Source organism: Amycolatopsis sp. NBC_00345, assembly GCF_036116635.1.
Classification (GTDB): Bacteria; Actinomycetota; Actinomycetes; order Mycobacteriales; family Pseudonocardiaceae; genus Amycolatopsis.
Genome location: NZ_CP107995.1, coordinates 4,806,609 through 4,826,925, shown reverse-complemented (window position 1 = coordinate 4,826,925; position 20,317 = coordinate 4,806,609). Strand labels below are relative to the sequence as shown.

The window sequence follows — 20,317 nt, the reverse complement described above, 5'->3', positions numbered from 1 at the left end:
TTCATCTGCGGGAAATACCGCACCTGACGCTCATTCGCGCAGGTCACCAAGGTACTTGTGGTGGTGTGGCCCAAGAATCTCCGAGATGGCAGGACTATGCGTTTTAGGTCAAACTGGTTACACGGCCCTCGGGTGACTTGATCGTTTTTGACCAGGAGAAACCTTGCGGTGCCTGGACAATCGAATGGCGATCCTTTGCCTTGGCCGGTTATCGGGAATTGATTCGAAAACTCATCGTCAGGCACGCGAAGGACACATAATGGTCCCCTTTGTTATGTGCCCGTAACGCGCCGGTAGCATAATCGACACGGGGTCCGGCACTATTGGCCGAATCGATCTACGCCATCGCGCCGCAAGCCGGAAAGAGGGCGGAATAAACGCGCGGATTCTGTGGCGCGCGGTTCAGCCCGCCGGCACGGCCGGGTTCGGCGGTGCGGTAATTCGCGTGCCGCCGGCACGCGCCGACTTCGAGATGGGGACCACGATGGACCTTGATCATCCGGCGAGCAGCGCCGGTGCGCGAAGCCTGTGCGCCGACGCGCTCGAACGGCTCCGCCGGCAAGCGGTCGCCGCTGTCGAGTCCGGTCTCACGCAGTCGCACACCGCCCGGCAGTTCGGGGTGTCCCGGAAAGCCGTCGGCAAGTGGGTGCGCGCCTACCACGCCGAGGGCGAGGAGGCGTTCCGCCCGCGCCGGCGTGGCCGCCGCGCCGGTGAGCGCTTGGCGCTGTCACCCGCGGACCAGGCCTGGATCGTCAAGACACTCGCCGGCGGCCCGCCGGACGAGGCCGGGGTGCCGAGCCTGCTGTGGACGAGACGCGCGGTCGCCGAACTCGTCCGGCGGCAGTTCGGCATCTCGCTCAGCGGCAGCACGATCGACCAGTACCTCGAGCGCTGGGAGCTCTTCGACCGCGCCGCCGCGGCCGCCCACCCGCGCCGTTCCGAAACCCTGCTGCTCGGCTGGGTCCGGCCGCTTCCACCGGGTGCGGCCGAGCGGGTCAACGCGCTCGTCGCGGTCACCAGCCGCGGCATGCTGTTCTTCCTGGCGAGCGAGCAGCCGTTCACCGCGGACCAGCTGACGCAGTTCCGGCACCGGCTCCGGGTCCAGCTCGCCGCCGATGTCGGCCTTCTCGTGTACAGCTGGCCGCCGATGTATCGGGAAGCGCTCGCCCGATGGCAGCTCGACACCCCGGACATCGTGGCCCGATGACCCGCGGCGAGCGCCAAGGCACCGCGTCCCCGGTGACCACCAGGAGATACCGCACCAGGCCGGCTCGGCATTTATTCGCCGCCGGGGCTGGTGTGGTCGCCTGCCTGGCGGCCGCACCGCAGGCCGCCGCGGCCGAGACGGTGGAAGCCCCGAGCTGTTCGGCGGTCGTGGACGGCATACCGGGCCAGGAAGTGGTGCTGGACCCGTCGGCGGTCGTCGAGCCCGTCACCGGCGCGCTCGCCGGGCTGGACCCGCTCGGCCTCCTGACCGGGCCCCTCCGGCAGGCGTGGCAGAACTCCGGGCCGATCCACCTCGGCACTCTTTCCGTGGGACAGCACGAGATTCCGGGGAACCGGATCGCGGACGCCGTGATCGCCCGGCTCGGTGAGATTCCGGTGGCCGGGCCGGTGCTGGAGCAGCTGACGCCGGCCGTGACCGGTGCGCTGGACTCGCTCTGCGGGATCCTGGTGCGGGTCACCACCCCGGCCGGCCCGGACCGGCCGCCCCCGCCGGAAGAGCCAGGCGGCCCCTCCCCGGTGCCGGGCGGCGCGCCGGACCCGGGTGCGGCCGAGCCGGACGGACCGGCGCGCGGCGCGGTGTTCGGCGAGCGGATTCCCGGATTGTCCTTGAGTGGGGCGGCTTTGGACCTCAGCACCGTCAGCGTCCCGCAGCCGGGCTCGCCCGTCGCCGCCGGAGAGCCGGCGCTCGCCGGGGCGTCCCGGGCCGCCGGTTCGGCCTCGGCGCTCCCGGCCGATCGGGACACCCTGTCGCAACCGGTGTTGCTCGCCGTGCTGGCCTTGACGATCGTCAGCGCGCAACTCGTGCGCAGGCTGGCGTCGCGTCCTCGCCGCCGCTGATCCGTGCTCGGCCGGATTTCGCTGGCGGCCTTCCTTTGCTGCACCTTCACTGGCCGACGATGACCCGGAGGTATGGATCGTATGGCTGGAGCAGGGAATCCATGAACGCCAGGGACGCGCGCAGCCTTTCCGCCGAGGCGCTGGAAGTGCTGCGCCGCCGGGCGGTCGCCGCCGTGGCGTCCGGGGTCTCCCGGACCGAGGTCGCGCGCCTCTTCGGCGTATCCAGGAAAACGGTCGGCGCCTGGGTGGCGGCCCACGAGTCGATGGGCGACGCGTCCTTCCGGCCGGCCCGCCGCGGCCGTCGTCCCGGCGAGCAGCTCGCGCTTTCGCCCGCGCAGCAGGCGTGGACCGTGCGGACCGTCGTGGGGAACACCCCGGACGACCTCGGCCTGCCGCACCGGCTGTGGAACGCGCAGGCGATCGTGGAACTGGTCAACCGGGAGTTCCGGATCCTGCTCAGCCCGGCCACCGCGTCGAAGTACCTGATCCGGTGGGGCCTGATCGAGGACCGCCGGGCGCTCGACGCGAAACGCGGCCGGTCCGCTTCCCCGGTGCCGCGCACCCGGATGCAGGACTTCCGGGGGAACGGGTGGATCGTGGACGGCGCGGTCATGTGGCTGGCCTGGACCCGGCCGCACACGCCGCCGGGGGCCAAGCCGATGCCGGTGACGAACGGGCAGAACCTGATGTCCGGCTTCCGTGACTACTTCGGCGAGGTCAACGTGCTGGTCGCGTGGTCGAACCGGGGAGTGGTGCAGTTCCAGGCCAGGCGAGGATCGTTCGACGCCAGGCAGGCGACCGATTTCGTGGCGCGCCTGCTGGCACAGGTGGGGCGTGGCCTGAACATCATCATCGCCGGGTGGCCGGCGCAGCACTACGAGCTGATCCGGACCTGGCCGGAGCAGCACGGGGCCGGGATCTCCGTCCAGTTCGCCTTGGGGTAGCGCCGATGCCGCACCGCCCGTCTCCTTTGCCGTCGGCACAAACAACGACCGGCCGGTGCCGGAACCGCGTGCTTTCCGGTGTTCCCGACCTGCGCGACAGCGCCATTTCCCCGCCGGACCGGTGGACGGTATTTGTGTCCGGTCTGGACGGCTTCTCGCAAACGCAGTAGTGTGCGGTCACCTCCCGGCCGAGTATGCGCAGGCCGTTTCACCGTCCGATCCGTGAGTCGTGAAAGTTTCGACACGGGGAATTGACGTTTCCGCCATCCATCCGTACCACGGTCCCCTTTGACTGCTGGGGAAGGACGCGACGAGTGGGAGTGTTATGACCCTGAACACCCTTCCCGGCACTGAGGTTCACCTCGAGGTTTTGCTGGCACGCAAGGAATCCATCGCCGACAACGTGGTCCGGCTGACACTGCGCCACCCCGAGGGGGAAGCGTTGCCGGCGTGGGAGCCGGGTGCGCACATCGATCTGGTCCTGCGCCCCGACCTGGTGCGGCAGTACTCGTTGTGCGGTGACCCGCGCGACCGGTCGGTGCTGGAGATCGCCGTGCTGCGGGAACGCGACGGCCGCGGCGGTTCCGCGTTCGTGCACAACGAGCTCTTCGACGGCGACCGGCTCCGGATTCGCGGGCCGCGCAACCACTTCAAGCTCGTGGACGCCGCGCGATACCTGTTCATCGCCGGCGGCATCGGCATCACCCCGATCGTGCCGATGATCGCGGAGGCCGACGAACGGGGCGCCGACTGGGAGCTGTGCTACGGCGGACGGGCCCGTTCGTCGATGGCGTTCGGCCCGGAGCTGAGCCGGAAGTACGGCGACCGGGTGGTGCTCCGGCCGCAGAACGAGGCCGGTCCGCTGGATCTCGACGACCTGCTCGGGTATCCGGAGGAGGACACCGCGGTCTACTGCTGCGGCCCGGAGCCGCTGATGGCCGCGGTGGAACAGCGTTGCCACGCCTGGCCTCAGGGCGCGCTGCACGTCGAACGGTTCGCGCCGGCCGAGGGCGCGGATTCGGGCCCCCGCGGCCGGTTCGACGTCGAGCTCGCGCGGTCGGGGGTGACGGTGACCGTGCCGCCGGGGAAATCGATCCTGGAGGTCTGTGAGGACATCGGGATGCCGGTGTTCTCCTCGTGCCGGCAGGGAACGTGCGGTACCTGCGAAACGCCGGTGCTGGAGGGCGTCCCCGACCACCGCGACTCGGTGCTCACCGCGGACGAGCAGGCCGCGGGCGACACGATGATGATCTGTGTGTCCCGGGCCTGCGGCAAACGGCTGGTCCTCGATCTCTGAGCGGTCGTAAATGTGCGCTCCGGTGCGGTTGACGGCAGATTAATCGCGGTCGGTGGAACCTATTTAATCCGGTCGGAAATAGAGTTATAGAAGATGCATTATCTCACGTACGAAAATAGGTCCGGTGCGCCGTCTGTTACCGCCGATTTACTTGCACACCTTCCGTGCCGGCAGGCGCCGTGGTGTACTTCTGCGCGTCCGATCAATTCGGGCAGGAGTTGTTTGGTGCCGGATTCACCGGCAAAGGTCACGGGCGCTGTTTCGGCGTTTTCGTCGAGGCTTGTGTTCGACCGGACGCAGTCCGTTCGCGGTCGATCGATCGCACGGATAGAGAAAGGAAGCACATGTCCCCAGAAGCTCCCCCCGGAGCCCGAAGGCGGCGCAACCGTCTCAGGATAGCGATCCCGCTGGTGATCGCGACGGTCGGCGCGACGACGATGTCCGGCGTGCCGGCCATGGCCCAGCAGCCGGTCGGCGTCGGTCCGCTGCCGATCACCTTCCACATCAAGGACGACAACGGCAAGTGGTTCGACTCCGGTCTGAACCTGTTCGGCGACCAGTCCCTCGCGGTCGCCGAGCTGCCGCGGCTGGGCACGCTGACCAACGGGTCCGCCGGCGGCCTGCTGGACGGGTCACTGGCCGGCAGCCTGCTGAACGCGGATCTCGGCGGGGCGGTCACGGACCTGGGCGGGAACCTGCTCAACCAGACACTGGGCAGCCTCGGCGGGAACCTGTGGAAGGCGCTGAACCTCGACAGCACGCTGTCGTCGGTGCAGTCCATCGCCAAGTCCAACCCGAAGGCCGCGCCGGCGGCGATGAAGGCCGAAGGGCTGATGGGCCAGTTCGCCCAGGAGATCTCCACGCTCCCGGCGGACCAGCCGATCAGCTTGAACTCGCTGCCGGTCGGCCTGGACCTGCAGGGCGCCCTCAACGAGCTCAAGGACTTCGCGACGACCGGGCCGGGCGTCACGGTCAAGTTCAAGGTCGACCCGAACGAGTCGCAGGGCCTCCGGATGCCGATGGGCCTCATCGCGCCCGAGGGCGCGGGCGGCTTCCCGTGGATGCCCAAGGAGGCGTTCTGGGGCGAGTCCCAGATCCAGCTGACCCAGCCGGGCCTGTACGCGTTCGTGGACGGGATCGCGCCGTACGAGCTGGGTGCGGTCGTGGTCGACGACCCGCTCACGATCGGGCTGGACTTCGGCAAGAACCTCCAGATCAACTCACGCAACCTGACGGTGCCGTCCAATTCGGACATCGTCAACCGGCTGGTGAACACCTTCTTCAACATCACCAACCCGAACAACTGGCAGCAGTTCAAGAAGGACAGCACGAACACCTTCGACGCGTTCCAGCCGCCGGTGCCGATCCTGCAGTACGACGCCGCGGGCAACGCGGTGCTGATCCCCAACCTGGACGCCTACTTCGACAAGAAGTTCAAGTATCCCAAGACCTTGTCGAAGGGGGACCAGTTCCCGGAGACTCCTGGCGTGGGTGAGGTCTGGGTCGACACCCAGATGGAGGAATGGGCGGGCAAGGACAAGGTCGGTTCCGCGACGAAGATCAACGCCGAGGACTGGTCCATCGACCGGAAGATCGGCGCTCCTTCGATCGACATGAACAACCCGCACAACATGTGGACCGACAAGGACTACAAGTACCTGTACCAGTCCGAATGGTTCCACGACGTGGTGGACGTGTTCGACCGGGAGACAGGCCAGTTCATCCGGCAGACCCAGGTCGGGCACAACCCGGCGCACATCATGACGGAAACGGGCAGTGACAACCTCGTGGTCGGCCTCAACGCCGGCAACGAGATCGTCGAGCTGGCGCCGGGCGCGACCCAGGTGCTGCGGAAGATCTCGGTGAGCCCGGACGGCACGGTCCGCCACCCGCACGCACACTGGACCAGCGGTGACGGGAAGACCGTCGTCACACCGGACACCGAGACCAACGACGCCTCGGTGATCGACATGCCGTCCGGCACGGCCAAGATCGAGCAGACCGGCCAGTACCCGATCGCGACGAGCATGGCGCCGGACGCGTCGAAGTTCTACACGGCGGACTTCCTCGGCGAGTCGATCACGTGCGTCTCGCTGGCGGCCGACGCCTGTGGCGCGGCGGGGCAGAAGACGCACAGCAAGACGATCGACCTGTGGTCCAACTACAGTCCGCAGGCCGGTCCGGCCGAAGGGAAACCCTTCGGCGGCTTGATGATCCAGCTGCCCGTGAGCCCGGACGGCAAGGCGCTGCTCGGGGCGAACGTGCTCTCGCAGACGGTTTCGGTCATCGACGCGAGGACGGACAAGCTGATCAAGGACCTGCCGTGTTCCGCCGGCTGCCACGGCATCAACTTCGGTGCCAAGAAGGGCGGCGGTTACTACGGCTACGTGTCCAACAAGTTCGCCAACGTCATGCAGATCATCGACTTCGATCCGAACAACGACGGCAACCTGGACGACGCGAAGGTGGCGGGCCAGGTGACCCTGGACCCGACCGCGGCGACGAAGATGGACGGCTCCATCGCCGGAAAGGCCGGTTACGGCGGCCAGGGCGTGTTGCCGATCCCGCTCGTCTACAACGGCTGGGCCCAGCAGAACCAGGGCGACTGGCGCAAGAAGCTGACCTGTCAGCAACTCAACCCGATCACCCCGTCCGCCTGCTGAAGGTGACACATCGTGGTCCGGGGCTGGGTTTCCGCCCAGCCCCGGGCCACGGGTTCGAGGAGACCTCCATGGCCCACCGTCCGAAACTCGTTCTCCCCCTGCTGATCGCCGTGCTGACCGCGGTGCTCGGCCTGCCGGCGCTGGCGATCCCGGCGGCGGCGCGAGTGTCCATTGTGCCCGACAAGGCAGCGGGCGGTGGCACCCAGACCTTCGCCTTCCGGCTGGCCAACGAGCGGTCGGGCACCACGAGCACGCGGCTCGAAGTGACCTTCCCGCAGGACCCGCCCATCGCCTTCGTCGAGGTCGCCCCGGCCAGGGGGTGGACCGCGACGGTCCGCCCGCGGCCGCTGAACCCGCCGGTCACGGTGGGGGACAAGACGATCAGCCAGGTCGCCGGCTCGATCGTCCTGGCGGGCGGCGCCGTCCAGCCGCACCAGTTCGAGCAGTTCCTGATCACCATGGGGCCGCTGCCCGCCGACGGCCGGCTGCTCTTCCAGACCACCCAGACCTTCGCGAACGGCGAGGTCGAGCACCTGACCGAGGCCCAGGTCACGGGATCGGCGAAGGCCGGCGCCCCGGTGATCTCGCTCGGCGCCGCGACCGCCGAAGCACCGGCGCCCCCGGCGTCCGGAGTAGCCGCCCCGGCGGACACCGAATCCGCGATCGCGGTCGCCGGCGCCACGGACCAGGCCGAGTCCGGCAACGGTGGCCTGCAGTCGCTCACCGTGCTGTGGGCCGCGCTCGGCGTGGCCGCCGTGATCATCCTCGCCACTTGGCTCCAGGCCCGCCGCCGCACCCGTTCATCGTCCACATCGGACCGAGATGGTCCCGGCGGGCCCGAAGCGGAACCAGGAACGGAACCAGCAGCGGCCCATGAGGCCGGACCCGCGGAGCCGACGGAAGTTACCAGCAAATGACACTGCTCAAGGATCGCCCGCGCGGCAAGGAAACACCGTGGCGAACGGGGGTGCGCGGGTGGCTGAGGCCCGGCCGGCTGATCGCGTTCCTCCTCCTGATCGCGGCCTGCTGGGTGGCGCTGCTGGCGTTCACGCCGGCGTCGTCGGGAAACCCCGTGCTCAGGTCGACCTCGCCCGGTGAGTCCGAGGTCGTCAAGTCGCCGGACCACGTGCTGCTCACGTTCGACCGGCCGGTCCCCGCGGGCCTGGTCACCGTGCGCATCATCGACCCGACGGGGGACCAGGTCGTGTTCGAGCGGCCGGTGCACCCGGACGGCCGCACGGACACCGTCTCCGTGCCCATGCCGCCGCAGCGGTACGAGGGCACCTACTCGGTGGCGTGGGACCTGCCGTCCAGCCAGCTCGAACCGATCAGCGGAACGTTCGACTTCGCGGTGTCGTCCCCCCAGCCGCTGGGCACGCCGGAGCTCGAAACCACTCATGACCCCGTCGTCACGGCGATTTACACGACGGCCAGGATCGCCGCGATCGCCGCGCTGGCACTGCTCATCGGCGCCGTGTTCTTCGTCGCGGTGGTCTGGCCGGCGGCGGCCGAATCGAAACCCGTGCGGCGCCTCGTCACGTATTCCTGGCTGGGGCTGGTCGTGGCCACGCTGGGCGTGCTCGTCTCGTTCGGGCCGTATGCGGCGTGGACGCCGCTGAAGGACGCGTTCGATCCCCGGCTGCTGTCCGCGACGTTCGAGTCGGACGCCGGTGGGGCGTTGCTCGCCCGGTTGCTGGTGCTCGTGCCGGCGTCGTGGGGGGTGGTGCAGCTGATGACCGGCGAGCCCGCCGAGAGCAGCGGCGAACGCTGGTTGCGAGGAGGGACGGTACTGGGCTGTGCGGCCGCGCTGGCTGCCACCTGGACGTTCGCGGGCCCGCGCCCGCCGGACGCGCCGGCCCCGCTGCCGCTGGCCGTGGACATCGTCCTGCTGCTCGCGATCGCGCTGCCGGTCGCGGGGCTGGTGACGCTCTGGCTGCTGCTTCCGGGCAGCGGTCGCGCGACCCCGGGCACCGCGATTCCCGAGTTCTCCCGCATCGTGCTCGGGTGTGGCGCGGCGCTGGTGCTCGCCGGGGGGTACCTGGCCTGGCGGCACGTCGGCGGCTTCGCCGCACTGACGACGTCGTACGGCTGGCTGCTGGCCGGGATGCTCGTGCTGCTGGTGTTGTTCGCCGCGATCGCCGTGGCCTGCCGTTCCTGGGTCCGCCGCCGGTACCCGGAACCCGTCGAGGCGGCCGAAAAACCCAGGCGGGCCAGGAAGTACGGGGCCGGCCCGGACGAGCGGACCGGCTTCCGGCGGCTGGTCGCCGGAGCGATCGTGGTGGCGGCGTTGATCGTCGGCGGCACCGCCACGCTGGTGGTCGTCCAGCCTCCCCGGACCGCGCACGCGCAGGGCGCGGAGGCGGCGCCGGCCGCGATCCGGTCGCAGACGGCCCCGACCCGGGTCTCGTTCGACACCGGCAAGCCGGCCGGCCGCGGATCGGTGGACCTCGTGGTCGTCCCGGTCGCGGGCGAGCAGCACCAGGTGCGCCTGGACACCCACATCTCGGTCCTCGGCGAGAACGGTGCCGCCAGGGACGACGTGACGGTGACGGCGGTGCTCAACCGTCCCGACAAGTCCGCCCGGCCGGTGCCGGTGCCGTTGCGCCACCACGGAACCGGTTACTCGGCCGGATCGGGCACGATCCCGGCCGCCGGCCGCTGGGAACTCGCGCTCACCCTGCGGGCCCCGGACGGGAGCCGGCAGACCCTGAGCAAGCCCATCGACGTGTCGTGACGGGGCCGCCGGCGAGCCCGCCGCCGGCGCCGGCATCCGTGCGATGTGGCCCGAATCCCGCACTCGGCGAAGGAGCTGCCTTGTCCACGCGAAGTGCCGAACACCGATCCCGGGGCCAGGACCCGGGGACCACCGGGCGCAGGCGCGCGCCCCGGCCGAACAGCGCGCTGCAGCTTCTCGCGCGCCGCGTGCACTTCCTGGCCGGGATCCTGGTCGCGCCGTTCCTCATGGTGCTGTGCCTGACCGGGCTGGTCTACGTCTTCAGCCCGCAGATCCACGACAGCCTGTACCACTCGGACCTGCACGTCAGCCGGGCCGTCGGCCCGGCGCACCCGGTGTCGGACCAGGTGCGGGCGGCCCTGCGGGCGCACCCCGAGTGCACGCTGAAGTCGATCATCACGGCACCCGCGCCGGACCGGACCACGCGGGTGGTGCTGTCGGTGCGGGGCGCCGCGGGGGACCGGACCGTGTTCGTCGACCCGTACACGAACTACATCAACGGTGAACTGTCCACTGTGAACAACCGGTTGCCCGCGAACACCTGGTTGCGCGACCTGCACAGCAACCTGCAGCTGGGGCCGGTGGGGCGGGTGTACGCGGAGCTGGCCGCGAGCTGGCTGCCGTTGCTCGTGGTGGGCGGCCTGATCCTGTGGTTCGCCCGGACGCGCCGCAAACGGCGGCTGCGCGAGGTCCTGCTGCCGGTCCCGGAAGGGAAAAAGGGCTGGCTGCGGTTGCGTAGCGTGCACGGTGCGCTCGGTCTGTGGCTGGCCGCCGGTCTGCTCGTCGCCGGCGTGACCGGCCTGTCCATGTCGCAGTTCGCGGGCGGGCGGGGAGACCAGACGGTCGACCCGGTGCACCTCCGGGCGCCGGCGCTCGTCGCGGCGCCGGTGCGGGTACTGCCCGGCGTTCAGCCGATCGGGCTCGACGAGGCGCTGGACGTCGCCGAGTCGGCCGGGCTCACGGGCGAGCTGACCGTGACCCCGGCCCACGGCGCCACGCCGTTCACCGCGGCCGAGACGTCCGAAGGCCTGCCGATGCAACGGGACAGCATCACGATCGACCCCTACACGGCGCGGGTCACCGAGCGCATCGGCTGGCGCGACTACTCGCCACTGGCCAAGCTTTCCGTGCTGGGCGCCGAGTTCCACACCGGCACGCTGTTCGGGCTGGCCAACCAGATCCTGCTGGCCCTGGTGGCGGCCGCCACCCTGGTGCTGATCGGGCTGGGCTACCGGATGTGGTGGATCCACAACCCTTACCGGCCACGGTGGTCATCGCTGCCGCGCCCGGTGTGGCGGCAGGTGCCGCGTCCGGTGCTCTTGGCCGTCGTGCTGGGCGTGGCGGCGATCGGCTGGGTGCTGCCGGTGTTCGCGGTCAGCCTGGTGCTGTTCGTGATCTTCGACGCGGTGCTCGCCGGGCTCACCCGGAAACGGAAACGCGAACCCGCCGCACCCCGGCCGCGTCAGGGCTGAAGCGTCCCCGTCGTCCGTGCCGCGCGGGCAGTTCCCCGGCGCGGAAGACTTCACACGAATGTCACATCGCGACCGCGCGCCCGGACCGGCCCGTTTTGTACCGTACGCGGGTGCGGTTGACGAAATCCACGGATCTTGCGCTCAGGGTGATTCTCCACCTGGCCCGGCCCGCCCGGGCCGAACCGCCGGCGAGCGGGGAAGTGGCGCTCGCGGTGGGCGGGCCGCGAGCCGAGGTGGAGGTCGCCGTCGGGCGGCTGCGAGGGCTCGGCGTGGTGGCGGCCGGGGCCGGCCTGACCCTCACCGACCTCGGCCGGACGGCGTCGGTCGGCTGGCTCGTGCGGGAACTCGAAGGGGTCGGCGACGTCGTGGGATGCCAGGACGATCCGCCGTGCCCGCTGCTGGGCCCGTGCCGGCTCCGCGGTGTGCTGCGGCGGGCGCAGGACGCGTTCCTCGCCACGCTCGACCCGGTCACCGTGCCGGACCTGGTCGCCGACGCGAGGTGGTGGCTGGGCCTGCCGATGCCGTCCGCCCGGTGAATCCAGGGCTGACCGCACCGCCGCTCGCCCTTGATGCTCCATTGTGGACGATTATGGTCATCCGTGTTACGGCCGTGTCACCGCTGTCGGCTCGCTTGTCCCATTTCGGATCAAAAGGTTCATCTGGGGATAATCGGTGACTTCGCGGGGTTGCCTACCTTTCGAGCCTTGGGAAACATGACTGCAGGCGACGCACGCGGGATTCCGGCTGACGCGCTGGAAGTCCTGCGCCGGCGAGCCGTGGTGGCGGTGGAGGCGGGCTCCTCCAGGGCCGAGGTGGCGCGCGCGTTCGGTCTTTCGCGCAAGACGGTGGGCGAGTGGGTGCGTGCCTACCGGACAGCGGGCGACCGGGCCTTCCGGCCGAAGCCGCGGGGACGGCGCCCGGGTGAGCAGCTGGCGCTTTCCCCGGCACAGCAGGCATGGGCCGTCAAGGCCATCATCGCCGGGACGCCGGAGACGTACGGCCTGCCCCACCTGCTGTGGAACCGGCAGGCGGTGGCGGAACTGGTCAACCACCGGTTCCGCGTCCTGCTCAGCACCACCACGGTGACCCACTACCTCACCCGCTGGAGCTTCCTCGACGATGACGCGGCGGCGCGCGATCGGCCGGCGCCGGCCCGGCGGGTGTTTCCCGGGGGCGCCGATCCGGGGCTGCCCGGCCGTGAAGTGGTGTGGCTGGCCTGGACCCGCCCGCGTACCCCGCCCGGCGCCGGTCGCGGCCAGTTCTCCGCGGGGCACAACCTGATGAGCGGCTTCCGGGACTACTTCGGCGACGTGAACGTGATGTCCGCCGTTTCCCGGCGCGGGGTGCTGTACTTCCAGGCGGGGCTCGGGCCGTTCGACGCCGATCGGGCGCGGGAGTTCCTGCGGCGGCTGAGCAGTCAGACCGGCCGGCGGCTCGACGTGGTCGTGGACACCTGGCCCGTGCAGGGACAGGACATCCTGCGGTCGGCATCGGACGGGATCCCGGTCCGGTTCGGCCCGCCGCGAGGGTGAGGACCGGCGCCGCTCACTCCGCCGAGTCGCAGACCAGGATCGCCTCACGCAGCGCGGCCCGCAGCCGGCCGAGCTGGAGGCCGGTGAGGACCACGGTTCCTTCGGGCGCCACCAGGCTCACTCCGTCGCCGGTCCACTGGACGGAGACCTCCGCCCGCCGCCCGTTCCCGGTCCGGCAGGTCACGGTCCAGCGTTCCGGCGTACGCCGCCGGTGGCCGGTCCTCGTCGCGACGGTGCGTCGGGTTGTCATCGCTCGTCACTTCCCCTCGTCGCGCATTTCGTGGACCATCGGTGGAGACTACGAGTGTAGGACGCCGCGACCCGGGTGGCGGAGAACAGAAGAATTCGGAACTGCAATAACGAACGCGCGGCCGGGCCTGGGCGTGGGGCGGTTCCGGTAACACGGTGTTAATCGGAGAGCATTGCCGGCGCCGGGTTTCGGCGTCGTTAAATGTGAATGACGAAGACTGTGGCGGACTGATTCCGGTGGCAACGCAAATAGGTGTCGCGGCCCGGCGGTGTTCCGCGCTGTTCACTGCCGTTGCCCGGTGGACCGGTGGGTGGCAGCTGTTTGGCCGGAGAACAACAACCGCCCACAACGCGCCGGGCCGGGACGGTTGATCGGGCGGTTACGCCGAATCGGCCCGTGAACTGCGGTGATCCTCCGAAATCGCCCCTGGCTTGGTCATGACCGGCCGGTTAACGACTTCCCGGTACGCCGCTCGGGGCGATTCGTCACCTGCTGGTCAGATCGGTCACGGGCGTGCCATTATGTCGCCATCGAGGTGGCGGGCATTCCGGGCGCCTTCGCCTTCTTGGATTTCCCGGTATTCGATTTGACCAGTGGTGCATCCGGCATTCGAGAAGGCGCCGAGAAAGTGAGCGGGTTTGTGATCGCTGTGCGTGCGGAAAGGACCGGACCCGTTCCCGAGGAGGTGGCGATGAGTGCTTCGCGAGCAAAGGCTTTCCCGCGGGTGCTGGCCGTCGCGGCCGTGTCCGGCGCGCTCTGCGTCGCCGGGGTGGCTCCCGCGCAGGCGGCCCAGCCGGTCACGCTGGACAGCTGCGCGGCGACCGCGCGGGGCGAACCCGGCCGGCCCGTCTCCGTGGCGCCTGCCGCGCTGACCCCGCGGATCCTCTCGGTGCTCGGCCCGCTCGACCCGCTCGACGTGCTGCGCCCGGCGTTCACGGAGGTCTGGAACACCCTGCCGCCGATCCCCGTCGGCGCGATCGGTGCGACGGAGGGCCTGATCCCCGGCGGCGCGATCGCCGGCGCCGCGCTCACGAAACTGCGCGAGGTTTCCGTGCTGGCGCCGGTGATCGACGTGCTGGGCCCGCCGCTGAAGGCGCTGCTGAGCGCGGAATGCGGGATCCCGGTCCAACCCGGCGGCCCCGCTCCGCCGGCACCCGCGCCGTCACCACCGGCGTCTCCCGGTTCGCCGCCGCCGTTGTCGCCCAGTGGCGGCGGGCCGGACGCGCCGGGCGGCGGAGCCCGGCTGGGGCAGGAGATTCCCGGCGCCGTGCTCTCTCCGCGCTATCCGGGAGGACCGGCCCAGGGCGGGGTTTTCGGGACGGGACTCCCGGCGAACGGCGTCCCGGGCGGGACCGGGGCCGCGGCGGTTCCGCCGGTTCCCGAGGTCGAAGCCGCGGCCCGGCGGCTCGGTGGCCAGTCGCCGGGCACGGCCGAGGCGCTGCCCGCCTCTTCGCACGGCGGCATCAGCCCGCCGACGCTGTCCGCGGCTTTGCTCGCCGTGCTGGTGGGCACCCTGCTGATCCGCCGGTGGATCCTGCGACGCGCCGAGCGCACTTCTTAGGAGCGGCAGCGGATGGGACTCATGCGGATCGCCACGGTCGCCGCCCACTTCGGCCGCGACCTCCAGTTCGACCTCGACCGCATCAGGACGCTGATCGAGGAGGCCCGCGTCGCGGGTGCCGCGTTCCTGGCGCTGCCGGACGGCGCGCTCGGCGGGTGCCTGGCCGACTTCCACCAGCCCGATCCGGACAACCTGCCGCCGGCGCTGGGCCCGGACGACCGGATCCTGCGGAATATCGCCACCCTCGCGGCGGAAATGGTGGTGTGCCTGGGCTACTGCGAGGCGGGCAAGGACGGCGCGCGCCATACCGCGGCCGTCTGCGTTTCCGGGGACGGTGTGCTCGGCCGGCATCGCAAGGTGTACCTCTCGCCGGCCGAGGCCGTCCTGCACACGGCGGGCGCGGGGTTCCGCGCCTTCGACACCCCGGCCGGGCGGGTCGGCATGATGATCGACTACGACAAGACGTTCCCCGAATCGGCGCGCGGGCTCGCGGGCGATGGTGCCGAGATCGTGGCGTGCCTGTCCTCCTGGGCGACGAGCAGCCGTTCGCCCGGCCCGGCGCGAGATCGCCAGTCCCGGCTGTTCGACGTGTACGACTGGGTCCGGGCGGCGGAGAACCAGGTCGTGTTCGTGTCCGCGAACCAGGCCGGGGTGATGAACGGCACCCGGTTCCTCGGGCAGGCGAAGGTGGTCGACCCGAGCGGTGACATCCGGGCGAGAACCGGCGCGAAGCCCGCCGTCGTCGTCGCCGAGCTCGACGTCAAGGCCGCGATCGCGGGGGCCCGGCTGTCCCGGCACCACCTCAGCGAGCGCATCCCCGAGCACTGTCCCGCCTGATCCCCGCACCAGTCCGGCCGGGAAACACCGGGCTGCGCCTTTTTCCCGAGTGGTGAGCCGATTAAAAAGTTCCCACTTTCCTCACCATTCAATCCGGCATGACGGTGGATGAATTTACGCACTCCGCGCGGACGAAGGGACGACGGCAGTGGACGACGACGAGATCACCCGAGATGCCTTCAGCGCCGCCCGGGGTGACGTGGCCGCCGCGACCCGGTTCGTCTCCGGCACCCAGCGTCAGCTGCACAGCCTGCTCAGATACCTCTCGGCGGCCGGTGTCGCGGAAGACCTCGTGCAGGAGACTTATCTGCGTGCTTTCGCCGCATTGCCGGGTTATCAGGGCCGCTCGCCCGCCCGCGTGTGGCTGTTCTCCATCGCGAAACGAGTGGCCGCCGATCACCTGCGCAGGCAGGATCGCCGGCCCCGGATGAAACTGTCCGACGAGTGGGCGAGCCTGGCGGAACACGCCGGTGCGACCGAACCGGATCACGGGCGGATCGTGGTCCTCCGGCAGCTGATCACGGCGCTGGACACCGAGCGCCGGGAAGCATTCGTGCTCACCCAGCTGCTCGGACTGTCCTATGTGGAGACCGCCGAGATCTGCGGCTGCGCCGTGGGCACCATCCGCTCCCGGATCTTTCGCGCCCGCCAGGATCTCGCCGGCGCGCTCGCGGCCGGCCCGCCGCCGCGGTGGGCCGTGTCGAACGGCTGAGGCCGGTGCCCGGGAACTTTCCCGGCGGCTGGGCGACTGTACAAAGGGTGAGCTGCGATGTGTACCGGGAGGCCCTGTCCGCCAGGATCGACGGTGAGCGGGAGCCGATACCGCCGGACGTGGTGGACCGCCACCTCGAGACCTGCGCTGAGTGCCGTTCGTGGCACAGCGGCGCGCAGGTGCTGCGGCGCGCACTGGTCGTGCGGGCGGCGCCGGAACTGCCCGATCTCACCGAGGCGATCCTCGAGCGGATCTCCGTTCCCCGCGGCGCGAGGTCGCCGGCCAGGATCGCACTGGGCGTCGTGGCCGCCGCCCAGCTGGCGCTGGCCGCCGGGCAGCTGCTGGGCGTCGCCACCGGGTTCACCGGCATGCCGGCCGGGTCGATGGTCCAGCACCTCGCCCACGAGAGCAGCGCCTGGAACCTGGGCCTGGGCATCGGGCTGTTCTGGGCCGCACTGCGCCCCCGCGCGGCGTCGGGCCAGCTGCCCCTGTTCACCGGTTTCGTGCTGGTCCTGACCGGGCTGTCGGTGGCCGACGTGGCCGGCGGCGAGATCACGGCGGCGCGCTTGCTGACGCATGTCCTGGCCGTGCTGGGGGCGGTGCTGCTCTTCGCCGTCCACCGCCGGTACCGCGATCGCCGGCACCCGAATCCGCGCACCGCCGACGTGGCCGCCACTCCGATCGACGAAGCCGCGCCCGCCGGCGAGGCCGCCGCCGGGCCGCCCGTCCGCGCACCGCGCCGGCGGCGCCCGGCCGGCCACCACCGCGCGGCCTGAACCGGGCCGGACGCCGGTGGGGCGACCGGCCCGGCGGGCGGTCAGGCGTTGTCCGGTCAGGCGCTGTCCGGTTGCCGCTGTCGCGTGACGGTGGCGATCATGCCGTCCAGCACGATGAAGGCGATCAGGCTGACCCCGAAGACCGGCATGGCCCAGCCGACGGCCGCGACCACCACCACGGCGCCGGCCACCACCGGCCACGGGAGGTGCCGCCAGACCGGCGGCGGCGCCGGTGCGCGCCGCCGGCCGGCCGGGCGGCGTTTCCACCACATCCGGTAGCCGAACGCCAGCAGGACCAGCGTGCCGAGGGCGAGCAGGGCCATCACGAGCTGGTTGGCCAGTCCGAGCAAGGTGCCGCTGTGCGCCGCGATGCCGAGCGCGGTCAGCTTGGCGAGCAGTGGGTAGTCCGGCCAGCCCAGGCGCGCGCTGACCTGCCCGGAGTAGGGGTCGATCGCGACGCTGCCCTTCCGGATCGGGAGGCGGTCGGACGTTTCGGCGACTTTGAACGGCTTCGCCTCCGCGGCCGGCGGGGTGATCGTCACGGCGCCTTTCAAGCCTTGGGCCCGGGCGATCGCCAAGGCGGCGTCGATGGAGATCGGCTGCCCGCCACGCGGTGCGGTCACCGGGGGCGCGGTCAGGCTGGGCGACTTGCCGTCGAGCGCGGCGACCGCTTTGTCGAAGCGGTCACCGGCGTAGGCCGACCAGGTCAGCCCGGTGACGCTGACCGCGAGCAGGCCGGCCGCGAGCCACAGGCCGAGCGCGCCGTGCCAGGCCCGGGTGCGGGCCCGGCCGGGCTGTTGCCCCGTCTCCGGCAGGAATAGCGCGCGAAGCCGCTTCGCCCGGCGGCGCTGCCCGATCCACAGGACGAGGCCGCCCAGGACGACGAACGGGAGCCAGCTGGCGACGAACTCCGAGTAGAGCCGGCCGGGTTCGCCGAGGTGCAGGTTGCCGTGGAACTCCCGCAGCCACTGCTGCGCGGGCGGGCGGCCGCTGACGGTGACGAGGTCGCCCGTGACGTGGTTGGTGTAGGGATTGACATACACCGTGCGGGCTTCGGCCGAGTCCAGTCCCGGTTCGGAGAGCACGACCTGAGTCGCGGCGTCCGGTGCGGCGGGGGTGACGACGGAGCCGAGCGTGTCCGCCGGACGGGTGGCCAAGGCGGCCCGGACCTGTTCGGACAGGGGATAAACCGGTCCGTCCTGGACGGTCACGGACTGCTCGCCGGCGTAGAAGAGGTCGTTGATCTGGGGCGTGAAAGCATAGGCGAGCCCGCTCAGGCACAGCACCGCGAGAAACGGCGCGATCGACAGCCCGGCGAGGAAGTGCAGCCGGCGGGCCAGCATGCTCACCGCGAAGGCGGGTCGCGGGGGGCGGACTTGCGGCGCGGGCGGCGCGATCGGCTCCTCGCCGGACGGTGACGGGTCGTTGACGGTCGTGGTCATGGCAGCTCCGGGTCAGGCAGGCGGGAAAGGCATTCGGGCACAGGGAAAACGGCCGGATGACTGTCCGATGTGGAGTGCACCGGCGGAGAGGTGGTGCCGTGACGGGGAGGGACGCGCCCGCGCTGCCGCGTCCCTCGTGCCGCCGTCCGTCAGGCAGCGCTCGTGCGAGGCACCGCACGACGGCGGATCAGGAGGCCGAGGGCGACGCCCAGCCCGAGCGCACCCAGGACGACGCCGGCGACGCCCAGCCAGCGGGCGGTGGAATCGCTCGCAGGAGCGGCCGTCGCCGTCGTCGACGCGCCCCCTTCCGACCCCATCGCGCCGGTGCCGGCCCGCTCGGCCGCCAGCGCCAGGCTCGGCGCCGGATGCGTGGGCTCGGCCTGACCGGCCGCGGCCTGCTCGTCCCACTTGACGACGGTGCCGTTGTCGTAGGTCTGGATCGTGGGCATGACCAGTTCGTCGGCGTTGGTGGGCAAGCCCTCGACCGAGACGGTGAACTCCTGGAACTCCCCGGGGCCGATCTTGGTGCCGGGCTCGGCCGTCCAGGTGATCGACTGGACCGCGGTGTCCACGGTGTTCTTGCCCATGTTCACCGGCTTGGCCAGTTTCGCCGTCGTGACCCGGCTGGTCCAGCCGGGCACGTGTTCGACGTCGGCGCCGGGGATCGGTGTGGCCGACGGGAAGCCGACCTCGATCTTGGTCGTGGCGGCGTCCTCGGCCTCGTCCGGCACCCGGAACACGATCTCCGCGTCACCGCCCTTGGCCGGCTGGTCGGGGCTGTGCGCGCTCACGTGCGCGGACGCCACCCCCGCCAGGACCAGCGCGGCGATCGCGGCTACGCCCACGGTGACCACACTGCGCGAGGCCACCGTGGCCAGGGACCCAGGAATCGTCATCGGTTCAACTCCACCATCACGTCGGGGTCGCCGGCCCGATTGCCCTGCGACGCACAATGGCCCAGTCGCCCCGCGTGCCGGTTAAGTTCCGGACGTCCCCCCAGAAGATGAGTGCCGTGCGCACGAGATCCCGGTCGGCCACCCGGATGCGGTAGTCAAGGCCGTCGGCGAAATGACGTGAGGTCGAGGGGGTTCCAGTAGTCCCGGTAGCAGGTGATCAGTCCATCGTGGACGGTGACCACGGCGATGGCCCGGCGGGTCTGTTCCCGGCATCGGCCGAGAACCGGAGGAGATTGCCGGACGGGTCCTGGACGGCGAGCGTGCCCGGCGTGGCGGTGCGGGGATGGCCCGCGGCGGTGAGCCGCCGGGCGAGCGCGTCGAGGTCGTCTTGGCCGGGCACTCGGCGTCGGCGTCTCCGACTTCCAGCCTCTGCTCGTTTTCACCAAGGAACGAATCGCCCACGCGGGCGGCCACCTCGAGGCCGAGCAGCTCCGCGACCGCGATCGGCCACGTGCAGTTGAAGGTCACCGACCGTGGGCTGACCGCGACCGAGCCCTTCTACTGCGAGGTCGGCCAGGGTCATGGCGTCGGCGACGAGGACCGGGAGCCCGTTCTGCCAGGACCACTCGTCGCGGGGGCGGCCACAGGTGATCTCGACGGTGTGCCCGTCGGGATCGAGCACGTAGCAGGACTCGGACACGATGTGGTCGCGCAGATCGCCGTCGGTGTGCGACTGGCTGTAGTGGCGGGCGAACCGGGCCAGATGTGCTCGGGCCGGCACGTCGAGGGCGACGTGGCTCAGCCCCGGGCTCGAACTCGGCGCGGGCTTCGTTTCCGGGATTTCGGTCAGGACGAGCATGGTCCGGCCGGCGACCCCGAACCGTGCGTGCGCGCCCTCGCGGGCGATGAGCTCCATCCCCAGCGATCCGCGGTAATAACGTTCGCTGCGGTCGAGGTCCGCGACCGAGAGTTCAACCGGGCCAAGGGCCAGCGCCGCGTTCCACCGGCGATCGGTCGTGACTTTGTCCATGCGCCCTCCCACGGGCGGCCCGCGGAGACGAGGGCCGAGGCGGTTCGTGGCCGGGCCTTCCTGAGCGCCGGCCGGGATGTGCACGGATACTACACGAACATGTTCGC

At 70.9% G+C, this 20,317-nt stretch carries 19 protein-coding genes; 14 read left to right on the top strand and 5 right to left on the bottom strand.

All coding sequences use genetic code 11. From position 1 onward, the window contains the following. Positions 1-445: 445 nt before the first annotated feature. From OG943_RS21345 to OG943_RS21300, 10 genes are all read left to right on the top strand, one after another. Complete coding sequence (locus tag OG943_RS21345; RefSeq protein ID WP_328611551.1) at positions 446-1,207, top strand: helix-turn-helix domain-containing protein; 762 nt, start codon at positions 446-448, stop codon at positions 1,205-1,207. After that, complete coding sequence (locus tag OG943_RS21340) at positions 1,204-2,064, top strand: hypothetical protein (RefSeq protein ID WP_328611550.1); 861 nt, start codon at positions 1,204-1,206, stop codon at positions 2,062-2,064. Before OG943_RS21345 ends, OG943_RS21340 begins: the two co-directional genes overlap by 4 nt. Positions 2,065-2,165: 101 nt before the next feature. Continuing rightward, positions 2,166-3,008 (top strand): helix-turn-helix domain-containing protein, encoded by an 843-nt coding sequence (locus OG943_RS21335; protein WP_328611549.1) that lies wholly within the window; start codon positions 2,166-2,168, stop codon positions 3,006-3,008. A gap of 325 nt (positions 3,009-3,333) precedes the next feature. Beyond that, positions 3,334-4,305 carry a PDR/VanB family oxidoreductase gene (locus OG943_RS21330; RefSeq protein ID WP_328611548.1) on the top strand — a complete coding sequence of 324 codons (972 nt, stop codon included), beginning with the start codon at positions 3,334-3,336 and terminating at the stop codon, positions 4,303-4,305. A 410-nt stretch (positions 4,306-4,715) separates the two neighbouring features. After that, a complete protein-coding gene (locus tag OG943_RS21325; protein WP_328611547.1) occupies positions 4,716-6,968 on the top strand; it encodes a copper oxidase in 2,253 nt (750 codons plus the stop codon). Positions 6,969-7,036: 68 nt separating this feature from the next. Further along, positions 7,037-7,885: a DUF1775 domain-containing protein gene (locus OG943_RS21320; RefSeq protein WP_328611546.1), complete on the top strand. Its 849-nt coding sequence runs from the start codon at positions 7,037-7,039 to the stop codon at positions 7,883-7,885. Beyond that, positions 7,882-9,702 carry a copper resistance CopC/CopD family protein gene (locus OG943_RS21315; protein WP_328611545.1) on the top strand — a complete coding sequence of 607 codons (1,821 nt, stop codon included), beginning with the start codon at positions 7,882-7,884 and terminating at the stop codon, positions 9,700-9,702. The genes OG943_RS21320 and OG943_RS21315 overlap by 4 nt, the downstream gene beginning before the upstream one ends. A gap of 80 nt (positions 9,703-9,782) precedes the next feature. Further along, positions 9,783-11,174, top strand: a complete 1,392-nt coding sequence (locus OG943_RS21310; RefSeq protein ID WP_328611544.1) for a PepSY-associated TM helix domain-containing protein — start codon at positions 9,783-9,785, stop codon at positions 11,172-11,174. A gap of 110 nt (positions 11,175-11,284) precedes the next feature. Beyond that, a complete protein-coding gene (locus OG943_RS21305; RefSeq protein WP_328611543.1) occupies positions 11,285-11,710 on the top strand; it encodes an RrF2 family transcriptional regulator in 426 nt (141 codons plus the stop codon). A 177-nt stretch (positions 11,711-11,887) separates the two neighbouring features. Further along, positions 11,888-12,706, top strand: coding sequence for a helix-turn-helix domain-containing protein (locus OG943_RS21300; protein WP_328611542.1), 819 nt, complete (start codon positions 11,888-11,890; stop codon positions 12,704-12,706). A 13-nt stretch (positions 12,707-12,719) separates the two neighbouring features. On the opposite strand, the gene OG943_RS21295 is transcribed toward OG943_RS21300, so the two are convergent. Beyond that, positions 12,720-12,956 (bottom strand): Ig-like domain-containing protein, encoded by a 237-nt coding sequence (locus tag OG943_RS21295; RefSeq protein WP_328611541.1) that lies wholly within the window; start codon positions 12,954-12,956, stop codon positions 12,720-12,722. Positions 12,957-13,647: 691 nt separating this feature from the next. Between OG943_RS21295 and OG943_RS21290 the strand changes: the two genes are divergently transcribed. The 4 genes from OG943_RS21290 (at position 13,648) to OG943_RS21275 (ending at position 16,842) form a co-directional block, all read left to right on the top strand. Continuing rightward, complete coding sequence (locus tag OG943_RS21290; RefSeq protein ID WP_328611540.1) at positions 13,648-14,517, top strand: hypothetical protein; 870 nt, start codon at positions 13,648-13,650, stop codon at positions 14,515-14,517. A 12-nt stretch (positions 14,518-14,529) separates the two neighbouring features. Next, entirely contained in the window at positions 14,530-15,354 is an 825-nt protein-coding gene (locus OG943_RS21285) for a carbon-nitrogen hydrolase family protein (protein WP_328611539.1), read from the top strand. 148 nt (positions 15,355-15,502) lie between these two features. Then, positions 15,503-16,066: a sigma-70 family RNA polymerase sigma factor gene (locus OG943_RS21280; protein WP_328611538.1), complete on the top strand. Its 564-nt coding sequence runs from the start codon at positions 15,503-15,505 to the stop codon at positions 16,064-16,066. 47 nt (positions 16,067-16,113) lie between these two features. After that, positions 16,114-16,842 carry a zf-HC2 domain-containing protein gene (locus tag OG943_RS21275; protein ID WP_328611537.1) on the top strand — a complete coding sequence of 243 codons (729 nt, stop codon included), beginning with the start codon at positions 16,114-16,116 and terminating at the stop codon, positions 16,840-16,842. Between the two features lie 56 nt (positions 16,843-16,898). Here OG943_RS21275 and OG943_RS21270 read toward each other — a convergent pair whose 3' ends face one another. The 4 genes from OG943_RS21270 to OG943_RS21255 all read right to left on the bottom strand — a co-directional run bounded on the left by OG943_RS21270 (position 16,899) and on the right by OG943_RS21255 (position 20,210). Next, positions 16,899-18,284: a PepSY-associated TM helix domain-containing protein gene (locus tag OG943_RS21270; RefSeq protein WP_328611536.1), complete on the bottom strand. Its 1,386-nt coding sequence runs from the start codon at positions 18,282-18,284 to the stop codon at positions 16,899-16,901. 149 nt (positions 18,285-18,433) lie between these two features. Then, positions 18,434-19,180: a YcnI family copper-binding membrane protein gene (locus tag OG943_RS21265; protein ID WP_328611535.1), complete on the bottom strand. Its 747-nt coding sequence runs from the start codon at positions 19,178-19,180 to the stop codon at positions 18,434-18,436. Positions 19,181-19,397: 217 nt separating this feature from the next. Next, on the bottom strand, positions 19,398-19,580 hold the full coding sequence (locus tag OG943_RS21260) for a hypothetical protein (protein WP_328611534.1): 183 nt from the start codon (positions 19,578-19,580) through the stop codon (positions 19,398-19,400). Between the two features lie 39 nt (positions 19,581-19,619). Further along, positions 19,620-20,210, bottom strand: coding sequence for a VOC family protein (locus tag OG943_RS21255; RefSeq protein WP_328611533.1), 591 nt, complete (start codon positions 20,208-20,210; stop codon positions 19,620-19,622). Positions 20,211-20,317: the final 107 nt, after the last annotated feature.